Genomic DNA, 13,895 nt, shown 5'->3' on the forward strand with positions numbered 1-13,895 from the left:
TTCATCGAGTGCTACATAAAAACCCTTCATCGAGTGCTACATAAAAACCCGGAACCATATAATTTGGTAATCTTTCTTTTAGAAAATCCTGAATAGATTCTTTGTTAAACTCTGCGTTAGGAACTATGTAGGCAACCAAAAATTTGCTCTTATTTGCATCTTCTTTAATTACTATTCTGTTGTGTTTTACCAATGGAGATTTAGCCAATTCGGTCTCTATTTCTCCAAGTTCAATTCTTATTCCGCGAATTTTAACCTGCTCGTCTGCCCTGCCTGCAAAATCAAGCGTACCATCGGCAAGCCATTTGGCAAGGTCGCCGGTTTTGTACAATACTTTATCATCTGCTGAGCTGCTATATGGGTTTGTTATAAAAACCTGTTTTGTTTTCTGATCATCGTTCAGATACCCTTTCCCAACTCCTGCTCCAGAGGTATATAAATCGCCTGTAACGCCTTTTGGTACTAAGTGTAGATTCTTATCCAGGATATAAATGTTCATGTTTTGGATAGGTTTTCCAATAGGAACATACCCTGTCCAGTTTTGTAAACAGCTTTCAAAAATATGGTGCGTGATATCATCTGAACATTCTGTGGGACCATAAACATTTGCCATGGAAACTGACGGATAATAATCGAACCATTTTTTGCAGTATTCAACTGGCAAAGCCTCACCGTTCATCATTAAATAACGGAATGCTCTTAAATCTGGCAGCAYTTGTTCTTTGGATAAAAAGTCTAACAAAATTGAAAAATGTGCYGGAACGCTTTCGAATATGGTGATAGAATCTGCAGCAATATGACTCAATAGTTTTTTAGGATTCCACGCATCCTCGCCTGTTAGAATAGTCGTTTTTCCTCCAACCAATAACGCAACGGTAAATTGCCAGATACTTACATCAAAAGTATGGGTTGACGTTTGGGCAACATTATCTGCTGCTGTAATATTAAAATCATTAATCTTTGCCAATAAATGATTTAACATTCCGGMATGCTCCACCATTGCTCCTTTTGGTATGCCGGTAGATCCTGACGTAAATATGATGTATGAAAGTGAATCACCCAATAAAACCAAACCATGATTCTCTTTATTGTATTTATTTATAATGCTGTTATCATAAACMAGTATCGTTGCATCTGCCTGCATTTGCTGCGCCTGAGAAACAAAATTTTGTGTCGTAACAATAAAACAGTCCTTAACCTGCCCAATAGTGCGTTTATTTTTCTCCAGCGGTACTTCTACATCCAAAGGGGTAAAATAAGCACCTGATTTCCAAACACCCAGCATACAAACCAAATATTCTATTGCTCTTTCCTGATAGAAAAAAACATGGGTGTTTACCGTAACCCCGCTTTCTGTTAAATAGCGTCCTAACTGGTTTGACTTTTCGTTTAGTTCCTTATAGGTTAACGATGCTCCTTCAAACACAACGGCAATATTATCAGGGGTTTTAGATACCTGATTCTCAAACAGGTCAATTATACTTTTGTCTTTTGRATAATAAACGCCTAACAATACCAATTTTGCTTCTCCCACAATACCTCCCTGATGCTCCTTATAGGTTAACGATGCTCCGCTCCTTATAGGTTAACGATGCTCCTTCAAACACAACGGCAATATTATCAGGGGTTTTAGATACCTGATTCTCAAACAGGTCAATTATACTTTTGTCTTTTGAATAATAAACTGCCGTATCATTAAATTCAAATAATAACTGCTCTTTTTCTTCTGCAGAGAGGTAATTGAAAGTATCAATTGGTGCTGCAGATTTCTCTAATAATTGTGTCAGTAAAAATTCAAAATGAGTAAATATTTCTTTTATAAAATCATTTTCATAAATATCGGTGTTATATTCAATTGCCAGTTTTAAACCATCGTATTCCGAAAAAGTAAAACTCATATCAAATTGAGACGTTTTATTTTTAAGCAAATAATTACTTATCTCAAGATTTGTTAATTCTTCTCCACTATTAATAGTATTAAGCTGGTTTTGGTTCTGTAAAACAACCATTACATCAAATAATGCTGAACGGCTTGTGTCTCTGATTAAATCCAGTTTTCCTACTAATTGATCAAAAGGATATCCCTGATGTTCATAAGCCTCGAGTAATGTTTCTTTTTCGTGTGCCAGTAAATCTAAAAAGCTTCCGTTTTCTTTAAATTGGGTTCTAATCGCCAAAGTGTTTACATATAAACCAAGCTGATTTTCTAAATCAGGATGTTCTCTGCCTGCTATTGGTGTTCCTACAATAATATCATTGTGCCCGGTATAGCGATGCAAAAGAGCATTTATACCAGCCATTAAGGTCATAAACAGCGTAACATCTGATTTTTTTGAAAATGATTTTAGATTATCTAAAAATGATTTGGAATAATGGTGTGATGTCGTTTCTCCATTATAGGTTTGTACTACCGGACGGGTCTTAAAAGCCGGAAGCTCCAGTATTGGTAATTCTCCCTGAAATTTATTTAACCAGTATTGCTCTGAAATTATATGTTTGTTTTGCTGTATTTCGTCATTATTCCATACGGCATAATCTTTATACTGAATACTTAAATTCGGGAAAACAATTTTTTTTGACTTCAAAAGTGCATTATAAGCTTTTACAATTTCAGAAACCAAAAGTTCCATCGACCATCCGTCTCCAATGATATGATGTATCGATAAGCAAAAAACAAACTCTTGTTCTTTTAGTTTAATAAGCGAAGCTCGTATTAGTGGTCCGTTTTCTAAATCAAACGGAATACTATTCTTTTTTTGCAAATAATTATTAATTGCCTCTTCCTTATTTGTTGTTAAAGTGAAATCTTCCTGAGCAATTTTAAAATTTAATGATGCTGCAGGAACAATATATTGACGGATTTCTCCGGCTTCGTTTGTTTTGAAGTTCGTTCTTAAAATTTCATGACGGTTGATTAACAGCTTAAATGATTCCTCAAATTTATCTGCGTCAACAAACCCTGCTAATCGAATAGCAGTAGAAATATTATAAGCCAATGAACCACCTTCAAATTGACTCAGTATCCATAAGCGATATTGAGCCGCTGATAAAGGATATGATTCTTCTATAGCAGCTTTAGGAATAGCAATATATGCATTGCCTTGTAATTGTCTGCTTATTTTTTCTATAGTCTGGCTTTCAAAAAACACTTTAAAAGATACGGTTTTACCTAATTGCTTGTTGATTTGATTGACTACCTGAGCCACCATTAAACTGTGACCTCCTAATTCGAAGAAATTATCTAAAACACCAATTTTTTCAAGACCTAAAACATTCTGCCATATTAAGGCCAGCTTTTGTTCTGTCTCATTTCTTGGGGCAATATATTCCTTCAAGACTATATCTTCTCCTGAAATTTCGGGTAATGCCTTAGTATCTACTTTTCCATTAGCGGTTAGCGGTAATTCTTTCAGTACGATATAAAAACCCGGAATCATGTATTCCGGCAGTTTTTCCTGAAGATACTGACGTAATTTTGATCTATCTAAATCATCCGCTACCAGATATGCAGCCAATACTCTTTCTTTATTGACTTCTTTTACGGCAACAAAAACCTGTTTTAAACTTTCTGAATACTGTAAAATTATACTTTCTATTTCTCCGGGTTCTATCCTGAATCCTCTGATCTTAACCTGGTGATCATTTCTGTTTAAAAATTCAATATTCCCATCCGGCAATAGTCTGCCCAAATCTCCGGATTTATAAATTCTTTCTCCTGTTTTAAATGGATGCGGTACAAATTTATCCTTAGTTAATGCTGCCTGATTCAAATATCCTCTTGCCAGACCATCTCCACCAACACAAATTTCACCTACAGAACCTATAGGTTGTAATTGATTATTCGCATTTAAAATATAACAATCAGAATTTGCTATTGCTTTTCCTATCGGAATAGTATCTTGAGAAACTTCGACATTTTTGACTTCATAATAAGAAGAAAATACCGTGTTTTCAGTTGGCCCGTAAACGTGAATTAAATGAATCCACGGGTATTTATTTTTAAATTTTAAAGTATGATTTACAGATACAAGTTCACCTCCAAACAATACATATCTGACATTTTCTAAATCTAAACTATTATCCGTCAGATTATTAAACAATGCAGTCGTAATAAAAAAAGTATTTACACTTTGATCTTTTATTAACTGCCCTAAAGAAGACATATCTAAATAAGAATTCTGTACTGGAATTATTAAAGCTGTCCCATTTAAAAGCGCTGAAAAAATATCAAAAACAGATCCATCAAAAGAAAAATTGGATAAACTCAGGATATTACCAATTTCTTCTGTCGCTATAAAGTTGGTTTGTCTGACTAAGCGAATAACATTTTTATGCGCTACCATTACCCCTTTTGGGCTTCCTGTAGTTCCTGAAGTATAGATTACATAAACCAAATCATTAGCATGGTTTATTTTTTCGGGATTCTCTGTCGAATAATCCGCTTTTATCGCATCAAAGCTTTTTAATTCTTCGTCATCCAGTACAACTTTACTTTTACTATCCTGTTCTATATAAGCTATTCGCTCTTGAGGATAATTAATATCGATTGGCACATATGCGGCACCGGATTTTAAAATACCCAGCATTGCAATAATCGTTTTTTCACTTCTGTCAAGCTTAATACCAACTAAATCATCTGCCTTAATTTGGTACTGCTCCCTTAAATATCTTCCTAATTGATTTGCTTTTTCATTGAGTTCTTTAAATGTCAGATTTATATCTTCAAATACAACGGCAGTATTATCGGGCGTTTTTAATACCTGCTCTTCAAATAACTCAATTATTGTTTTATCTTTTGGATAATCGGTTTTATTATCATTAAAGGTTAACAGTAATTCCTGCTTTTCTTCTGCCAAAAGATAATCTGTCTTAGAAATACTAATTTCAGGATTTGATAGTAATGCCAAAAAGATATTTTCTAAATGTAAAAACATTCGCTCTATCAACGAGTTATCATAAATATCTGTATTATATTCTATTGAAAGGCTTAATGCCTGCGTTTCCATAAAAGTAAAACTGAGGTCAAATTTTGAAATTTTATTCATAAGCCCATAACCATTTACCTGAATATTAGATAACTCTTCGGTATTAAGGTTATTCAATTGTCCTTGATTTTGTAAAACAACCAAAACATCAAACAAGGCAGAACGGCTTGTATCTCTAGATAAGTTTAGTTTACCAACCAACGAATCAAAAGGATAATTCTGATGTTCGTATGCATTTAAAAGTGTTTCTTTTTGTACATCCAGCAGTTCAGAAAAATTCATTTCTTCTTTTAACGGTGTACGAATAGCCAGCGTATTAAGATACAATCCTAATTGATTTTCTAAATCAGGATGTTCTCTTCCCGCAACAGGAGTACCCACTATAATGTCGTACTGGTTGGTATAACGGTGCAATAAAGTATTTACTCCAGCCATTAAAATCATAAAAATAGTAATATCATGATCTTGTGAAAAGGCTTTTATTTTATTTGTTAATTCTGTTGAGAATTCATGGCTTACATGATCTCCGTTATACGTTTTTACTAACGGGCGTGTTTTAAAAACCGGTAAATTCAATACCGGTATTTCGCCTGCAAACTGATTAAACCAGTATTGCTCTGATTGTTTTTGTTTTTCCTGCTGTAACGCCGCATTTAACCATACTGCATAATCTTTGTATTGTAGGTTTAATGCAGGCAATATAATTTCTTTTCCTGCTATAAGTGCGTTGTAGCTTTTTACTATTTCGGCAATTAACAGTTCCATTGACCAGCCATCGCCAATAATGTGGTGCATAGACAGGTAAAAAACATACGTTTCTTCTTCTAGTTTTATAAGACTTGCACGTATAAGCAAATCTTTTTCAAGATTAAAAATAACGCTATTGTTTTCTTCTAAATATGACTTAAGGTTTTCTTCGGGCTTATTCTCTAAACTAAAATCTTTTCCTGACAGTTTAAAATCAAATAAATCTGCTGGCGTAATATATTGACGGTTTTCGCCTTGGTCATTTGTTTTGAAATTGGTTCGTAAAATTTCATGACGCGCAATTAATAATCGGAAGGATTCCTCTAGTTTATCAGCATCAATTTTTCCTTTAAACCTTAAGGCAGCAGGTATATTATATGCCAGAGAACCGCCCTCTAGCTGGCTTAGAATCCAAAATCTTTCCTGCGATGGTGACATTGGATAAGACTCCATCTCGGGACTATTTTCTATCGCAATATAAGTGTCGTCTTTTAACTTATCTGCCAAAGATTCAATCGTAGGATTTTTAAAGAAATCACTGAATGAAATACTTTTACCGGATTTTTTATATAATCTATTAATGACTTGAACCATAACTAAACTATGTCCACCCAATTCAAAGAAGTTATCACTTATACCTATTTTTTCTATTCCTAAAACTTCTTCCCAGATTTTAATCAGATCTTCTTCTGTTTCATTACGCGGAGCAATGTATTTATTCTTTATAATATCCTGCGAATCAACATCCGGCAACTTATTTCTGTCTATTTTTCCGTTTGATGTTAGAGGAAGTTCTGTTATCGCTACATAAAAACCGGGAATCATATAATCCGGTAAGTTCTCATTTAAAAAAGCACGTAATTCTGATTTATCGACTACAGAATCCGATACAAAATAAGCAACTAGGTTTTTGTCATCATTAGATTCTTTTACGGCTACAACAACATGTTTTAAGTCTTCTGAAAATTCTAAGATCTGGTTCTCTATTTCTTCAAGCTCTATCCTGTGCCCTCTAATTTTTACCTGATGATCTTTTCTGCCTAAAAACTTAATATTACCATCAGGAAGCCAAAAACCAAGATCGCCGGTTTTATACATTCTGCCGTCCATAAAAGGATTGTGAATGAATTTTTCTGATGTTAGCTCCGGATTGTTTATGTAACCTCGTGCCAAACCAGATCCTGAAATATAGATTTCACCGGATTTCCCCTGAGATTGTAATCCCTGATAATCATCTAAAATTAAAATAGATGTATTTGAAATTGGTGTACCTATTAAGATAGATTCGTCATTTGATTTTACTTCATAAACAACACAACCAACAGTAGCTTCAGTTGGGCCGTATTCATTATAAATTTTAATTTTAGGATTTATTTTCCTTAATGTATTTACATGGCTTTTTCGAAGTTCTTCACCTCCAACTATCGCTAATTCGATGCTGCTGCCTTTTATATCTAAACTTTCTAAAATACTTATATGTGAAGGTGTTAGTTTAACACACGAAATTTCACTTTGAAAATATTGCTTAAGAATATTGGATATTTCTTTATCGGCATCAAACAAATGTAGACTTCCGCCACTAACCAAAGGCAAAAACAAACTGGTTAATGTTAAATCAAAAGATAATGAAGTAAATAACCCAAAATTCGTATTTGATAAATCTTCTTCTAAATAAGCTGATTTTGCCCAATACAGATAATTTGATAATGACTCATGTTCAATCATTACTCCCTTTGGATTACCTGTTGATCCGGAAGTGTAAATAATGTAAGCCAGATTTTTGGGGTCTATTTCTAATTTTTCGAAATTTTCATTGAACTCTGAAGATTCAAATTCTACATCTATAGAAAAAACAGCTCCGCTATAGAATCCAAGATCCAATAAATATGCTACCTCAGTTATCAATAATTTTATTCCTGCATCTTCTGCAACAAACGATTTACGGGCAGCAGGTAATTCAGGGTCAATAGGAACAAATACAGCGCCTACTTTTAATATCCCTAATATTGTAATAATCGACCATTGGTTTTTATTTAACTGAACTCCTACTGTATCCCCCTCTTTTATGCCATATATTTTTATTAGGCAATCAGCCAACTGATTAACTTTTGTATCAAATTCGCTATAAGTGAACTGCTTCCCCTCAAATAATAAAGCGATATTTTTCGGTGTTTTATTAACCTGTTCTTCAAACAAATCAATTATCGTTTTTTCTTTTAGATAATATGTTTCAGTATTATTAAATTCTATTAGTAATTGATTTTTTTCTTTGTCTGTTAAATATTGAATGGTCTCAATTATCCTATCCGGATTTTCTAACAACTCCATCAATAAATTTTCAAAATGAGCAAACATTTTCTCAATTGAATAACTATCATAAATATCAATATTGTAGTCAATAATAAGATCTAATTCCTGTGTTTCTATAAAGGTGAAATTAAGATCTACTTTGGCTACTTTATTTTTAAAATCATACTCACTTATTTCTATTCCTTCAAGTTGTTGTAAAGTAATATTATCTGTTTCTGATACATTTTTAAAATCTATAATAACATCAAATAATGCAGAACGGCTTGCGTCTCTTTTTAAGTGCAGTTTTCCAACCAATGCATCAAATGGATAACTTTGATGCTTGTAAGCTTCTAATAAAATTTTCTTTTCTGTATGCAGTAAATCCAGAAAACTTAAGTTCTTTTCAAATTGAGTTCGAATAGCCAGTGTATTTAAGTACAAACCTATCTGATTCTCTAAATCCGGATGCTCCCTACCGGCTATTGGAGTTCCTAAAACGATATCATTTTGCCCCGTATATCGATACAAAAGACTATTTATACCAGTCATTAATATCATAAATACAGTAACATCATTTTCTTTTGAAAATAATTTTATCCTGTCTGAAAAATGCTTTGAGAATTTATGCTTTAAACGATCTCCATTGTATGTTTGCAACAACGGACGAGATTTAAAACCAGGTAAATCCAACACTGGTAATTCTCCTTTAAACTGATTGAGCCAATATTGCTCTGAAGTTTTTTGTTTTTCTTGCTGTAAGGAAGAATTTAGCCAGACTGCATAGTCTTTGTATTGAATTTTTAAAATTGGTAAATTAATTTCTTTTTCGTTTGTAAGGGCATTATATATTTTTATAATTTCAGAAATTAATAATTCCATAGACCAGCCGTCACCAATAATATGGTGTAAAGAAAGAAATAAAACGTAGTCATCTTCCTGCTGTTTGATGAGAAAAACTCTTAATAATATATCCTTCGTCAAATCAAACGGAATATTATTCTGTGTTTGTAAATAATCAGCAATCATTGCTTCCTGATTCTGTAATAAACTATAATCTTCATAGGTTATTCTAAAATTCAGCGATTCTGCCGCAACAATATATTGACGGTTTTCTCCATCTTCATTTGTTTTAAACTTGGTTCTTAAAATTTCATGACGATCAATTAATATCTTAAAAGATTTTTCGAATTTTAGAATATCTATTTTCCCTTTTATTCGAACAGCTGCCGGCATATTATAAGCCACTGATCCACCTTGAAACTGACTCAATATCCATAATCTGTATTGCGAAGCAGACAATGGATAAGATTTTGATATAGCAGCCGGATCAATAGGAGTATAAAGATTATTAGATTTGCTATTGTCTTTTAAAAATTGTAAAATCTCTATCTTATTTTTTTTGATTTCTTCTAAAAGTGAATTTGGAATTTCATGATGATCGAATTTTAATTTCAGATTTTCATTATCTAAAGAAACATGAATTTTATTTTGTCTAAGCCTGTCGATTAACTCTCTCATTATATAATCATATAATTATTTCATTTTTAAAATCAAGACTAGTATGTAACCATTCTTTCTCATCTATTATGGCTGCTATAGCCTGTATTTCTCTTTTGAATAAAATATCTCCTATCGAAATTTCTATATTAAATTCTGTTATGATTTTTTTTATCACAACCATAGCATTTAAGCTATGCCCACCCAATTCAAAGAAATTATCCGTAACACCTATTTCTTCTATATTCAAAACTTCTTTCCATATCAAAACCAGTCGCTCTTCTGTATGATTTCTTGGAGCCACAAATTCTTTCTTTATAATATCTTTCTCTTCGATATTTGGTAAAGCCTTTCTATTCGTCTTTCCGTTAGGTGTTAATGGTAATTTTTCTAATTTTATATAAAAATTTGGAACCATATAATCCGGCAACCTTTGCTGAAGAAACCTGCGTAATTCAGATTTATCAATATTTATAGCAGATACAAAATAGGCAACCAATACTTTTTCATTATTTACTTCTTTTAATTCTAAAACAACTTGTTTTAAATTTTCAGAATATTTTAGAATATTTTTTTCAATATCACCAAGCTCAATTCTGTAGCCCCTTATTTTAATCTGATTATCATTTCTTCCTAAAAACTCAATTTCTCCTGTGTAGTTCCATTTACCAACATCACCGGTTTTATACAGTAATCTTTTATCATCAAATGGATTTTTGATAAACCCTTTTTGTGTTAGCTCTACATTTTTATAATACCCTTTTGCTAACCCGTCTCCACTAATATAAATACCGCCTGATACCGCTATAGGTAGAGGTTGTAAAAACTCATCCAGAATATATATTTGTGTATTATTTATTGGCGTTCCAATATTAGAAGCGTCATGAAATTGTTCTATCTTTTTTACACTCGACCAGATCGTAGTTTCAGTTGGCCCATACATATTCCATACCTCTAAACTTCTATCTAACAAAACTTTGGCTAATGCTTCACTCAACAAATCACCTCCACAAAGCATTTTTGTTTTTTTGTTTCCATGCCAGTCCATATTAAATAATAGTTGGTAAAAGCTTGGAGTTGCCTGAATTATAGTAGGCTGTATATGTTCTAATTTTTCTATAATAAGAGATGGGTCAGATAAAACTTTCTGATTAGCAACATACAAAGTGGCTCCCGAAATTAAAGGCCCGAAAAACTCTAAAATTGAAATATCAAAAGAATATGTTGTAACCGAGAAAAATATATCTTTTGAACTTATTCCCGGTTTTTGCTGCATACTGGACAAAAAGTTAAGCAATGAATGATGTCCTATTTCTACTCCTTTTGGATTACCTGTTGAACCTGATGTATAAATTATATAAGCGGTATCTTCAGGCGATATTGTTACTGGTAAATTTCCTTCAAATCGGTTTGTTCTTTCTAAAATATCTTCTAATGTTATTTTAGATAAGTTTTCAGTGCCTTCCAATTCATATTTATTTTCGCCAATAAGTATTTTGCTTTTACTGTTCTCAACAATATATCTTAATCTGTCTTTTGGAAAAACAGGATCTAATGGAATATAAGATCTGCCTGATTTTAATATCCCTAATAAAACAGCTACCATATCAACAGATCGATCTAATAAAACTGCAATTCCCGATTTATCATTTTCACCGAAAGTGTCAATAAGATATGTTGCTATTTTGTTTGATAATTTGTCAAGTTCCGAATAGGAATAAAATTTGAAATCATCCTTTAAGGCAACTTTATCCGGTGCTTGTAATACCTGCTGCTCAAATAAATCAATTATGGTTTTATCCTGAGGATAATCAGCTTTCGTGTTGTTGAAGCCGTTTAATAGTTCCTCTTTTTCTAGAATATAGTCTCTCCAAATACTAAGGCAACATTATCCGGTGCTTGTAATACCTGCTGCTCAAATAAATCAATTAYGGTTTTATCCTGAGGATAATCAGCTTTCGTGTTGTTGAAGCCGTTTAATAGTTCCTCTTTTTCTAYAGCTGTCAGGTAATCGATCTTCTCAATACTCGTTTCCGGATCCGAKACRCATGCTGACAAGATRTTCTCCAAATGCCAAAACATACGCTCTATCAAATAGCTATCATAAATATCAGTATTGTATTCAATTACAAGYCCCAAGCCATTCGTTTCCACAAAGGTGAAACTCATGTCAAATTTTGAAATTTTGCTCTTAACACCATGTCCTTTAACTTCCAGGCTGTTTAGCTCTTCGGTATTCAGGTTTTACAAAGGTGAAACTCATGTCAAATTTTGAAATTTTGCTCTTAACACCATGTCCTTTAACTTCCAGGCTGTTTAGCTCTTCGGTATTCAGGTTTTTTAATTGTGTCTGGTTTTGCAACGCAACCAAAACATCAAACAAAGCMGAACGKCTTGTATCCCGGGATAAACTTAATTTCCCGATCAGGGCATCAAAAGGGTAACCCTGGTGTTCATAAGCGCCAAGAAGGGTTTCTTTCTCTAAAACAAGCAGTTCTGAAAAACTCATTCCTTCCTGCAGTGTTGTGCGAATAGCAAGTGTRTTGAGRTAAAGTCCTAGTTGGTTTTCCAGATCAGGGTGTTCCCTTCCCGCAACCGGAGTTCCCACTATAATATCATGCTGTCCCGTATAACGGTGCAGTAATATGTTTACTCCCGCCATAAGGGTCATAAACAGCGTTACGTCTTTTTCTTGTGAAAAYGCCTTTAGCCTTCCTAGAAATTCCGGCGAAAATTCATGGCTCACACGATCTCCATTATAGGTCTGAACCAACGGACGAGGCGCAATATTTGGAAGATCAAGCACAGGCAATTCTCCCGAAAACTGATCGAGCCAGTACTTTTCTGACTCTTGGTGTTTCTGCTGCTGTAATTCCTCTTTTAGCCAAACTGCATAATCTTTATACTGCATCGTAAGCACTGGCAAAACTGTTTGTTTGCCGGAAATTAAGGCATTGTAGCTTTTTACAATTTCCGACATCAATAGTTCCATAGACCAGCCATCGCCAATAATATGGTGCATCGAAAGGAAAAAAACATGTTCTTGTTTGCCGGAAATTAAGGCATTGTAGCTTTTTACAATTTCCGACATCAATAGTTCCATAGACCAGCCATCGCCAATAATATGGTGCATCGAAAGGAAAAAAACATGTTCTGTAGTTTTTAGTTTTATAAGGCTTGCGCGGATAAGCGCATCATACTCCAGATTAAAAGCAATACTGTTTTTTTGCTGTAAATAAAACTCAAGGCGCTCTTCCGGATTATTCTCTAAACTGAAATCTTCTCTGGTTATCCTGAAATCAAAAAGCTCTGCAGATTTRATATATTGACGGTTTTCTCCCCACTGGTCTGTTTTAAAATTGGTTCTTAAAATTTCATGGCGCGCTATCAGTTTCCTGAAACTTTCCTCTAGTTTATCAGCATCAATTTTGCCCGTAAAAACAACCGCTGCCGGCATATTATAGGCAAGTGAACCCCCTTCGAGCTGGCTCAGTAACCAAAATCTTTCCTGAGAAGGAGACATTGGGTAGCTTTCCATAACATCTGCTGCTCCAATAGCCACATAATGCTCTTCTTTTAATTGCAGGGAAAGGGATTCAATAGTAGGGTTTTAAGGAGACATTGGGTAGCTTTCCATAACATCTGCTGCTCCAATAGCCACATAATGCTCTTCTTTTAATTGCAGGGAAAGGGATTCAATAGTAGGGTTTTTGAAAAAATTACTAAACGAAATACTTTTCCCTGAGCTTTTATGCAGTTTATTGATTACCTGAACCATAACCAAACTATGTCCGCCCAGTTCAAAGAAATTATCTTTTATCCCTATTTTTTCTATTCCAAGAACATCCTGCCAGATAGCAACAAGGTTCTCTTCCAGTTTATTGTTTGCCGGTACATACTCGTTCTTTATGATATCTACAGCATCTACATCAGGCAGACTTTTACGGTCAATTTTGCCGTTTGGTGTCAGGGGTAAATTCTCTAAGGMYACATAAAAACCCGGAACCATATATTCTGGTAATTTTGACTGCAGAAAAATTCTTAATGCTCCCTTGTCAACTACCGCATCAGATACAAAATAAGCAACTAAGGCTTTCTCATCATTTGATTCTTTTACCGCAACAACAACATGTTTTAAAGCTTCTGAATATTCTAAGATATGGTTCTCTATTTCTTCGAGCTCTATCCTGTAACCCCTGATTTTTACCTGATGGTCTTTCCTGCCCAAAAACTTAATATTACCATCTGCAAGCCAGAATCCAAGATCGCCGGTCTTATACATTATGCCTCCTTCCATAAAAGGATTTACAACAAATTTCTCTGCCGTAAGTACAGGATTGTTGAGATAGCCTCTGGTAACTCCTTCTCCCGATA

Annotated in this window: 6 protein-coding genes; all 6 read right to left on the minus strand. The window is 33.8% G+C overall.

Going from position 1 to position 13,895, the window contains the following annotated elements; genetic code table 11:
- Position 1: 1 nt before the first annotated feature.
- Complete coding sequence (locus tag ASF10_RS12400; protein ID WP_056249620.1) at positions 2-1,534, minus strand: amino acid adenylation domain-containing protein; 1,533 nt, start codon at positions 1,532-1,534, stop codon at positions 2-4.
- A gap of 19 nt (positions 1,535-1,553) precedes the next feature.
- Positions 1,554-9,542, minus strand: coding sequence for a non-ribosomal peptide synthetase (locus ASF10_RS12405; protein ID WP_056249623.1), 7,989 nt, complete (start codon positions 9,540-9,542; stop codon positions 1,554-1,556).
- Between the two features lie 7 nt (positions 9,543-9,549).
- Entirely contained in the window at positions 9,550-11,397 is a 1,848-nt protein-coding gene (locus tag ASF10_RS12410) for a non-ribosomal peptide synthetase (RefSeq protein ID WP_082472432.1), read from the minus strand.
- The gene (locus ASF10_RS12415) at positions 11,376-11,660 is read right to left on the minus strand and encodes a hypothetical protein (RefSeq protein WP_056249628.1); all 285 of its coding nucleotides are present in this window, start codon (positions 11,658-11,660) and stop codon (positions 11,376-11,378) included. The genes ASF10_RS12410 and ASF10_RS12415 overlap by 22 nt, the downstream gene beginning before the upstream one ends.
- 67 nt (positions 11,661-11,727) lie before the next feature.
- On the minus strand, positions 11,728-13,083 hold the full coding sequence (locus tag ASF10_RS12420) for a condensation domain-containing protein (RefSeq protein ID WP_056249629.1): 1,356 nt from the start codon (positions 13,081-13,083) through the stop codon (positions 11,728-11,730).
- A 48-nt stretch (positions 13,084-13,131) separates the two neighbouring features.
- Positions 13,132-13,895 (minus strand): phosphopantetheine-binding protein (locus ASF10_RS12425; protein WP_157849060.1); only part of this gene is annotated, 764 nt, incomplete at its 5' end.

Source organism: Flavobacterium sp. Leaf82 (assembly GCF_001422725.1).
Taxonomy (GTDB): Bacteria; Bacteroidota; Bacteroidia; order Flavobacteriales; family Flavobacteriaceae; genus Flavobacterium.

Bases quoted from the DNA above. Each gene is read 5' to 3' on its own strand.
- ASF10_RS12405 (WP_056249623.1), bottom strand. From the start codon at position 9,542: ATGAGAGAGTTAATCGACAGGCTTAGACAAAATAAAATTCATGTTTCT.